At 54.5% G+C, this 484-nt stretch carries 1 protein-coding gene; it reads left to right on the top strand.

Annotation, left to right across the window (positions count from 1 at the left end; translation table 11 throughout):
* Positions 1-190: 190 nt before the first annotated feature.
* Positions 191-484, top strand: a 294-nt coding sequence (locus tag KVT38_RS33515; RefSeq protein WP_217598053.1) for a helix-turn-helix domain-containing protein, incomplete at its 3' end; no start/stop codon positions are given.

Below are 484 nucleotides of genomic sequence, written 5' to 3'. Positions count from 1 at the left end.
TGCAGGAAATCCGCCGGTTACAGGAAGTCGAGCAGCGCTATGACCGTGCCGTGAAATCGCTTGGCGAAAAAGAACTCGAAATTGAAATTCTTCGTGAACTGTTAAAAAAAACAACCCCCGCTTATCCGAGAAATTCGAGGTAGCAGAGCCCTTTATTGAGCGGGGAGAGCCTGTCGCACGGGTTCTGCGTATGCTTGAAATCAATGGAGCCACCTACTACGAGCGGCGTAAGCGCGCTTTTCAGCCTGACAAGGACGGGGCCAAGACGCCCCGCAAAGGACGTCCGGTGCCCGGCTATTCCTACAGCGAATCGGGCGAGAGCGTCTGCGACGATCAAATCAAAGAATGGCTGCTCGCGCTGCTGGAGGGCGAAGAGCAAGCCTATGGCTATAAGCTGCTCGCGCGCTGTATTCGCAACCAGTATGGCGTGATCCTGAACAAGAAGAAATCCTACCGGCTGTGCGAGGAACTGGGGATTCTTCAC

The organism is Cohnella sp. GbtcB17, from assembly GCF_019091135.1.
Lineage (GTDB): Bacteria > Bacillota > Bacilli > Paenibacillales > Paenibacillaceae > Cohnella.
The sequence above is the reverse complement of the archived record's forward strand: the minus strand, read 5'-3'. Positions and strand labels throughout refer to the sequence as shown.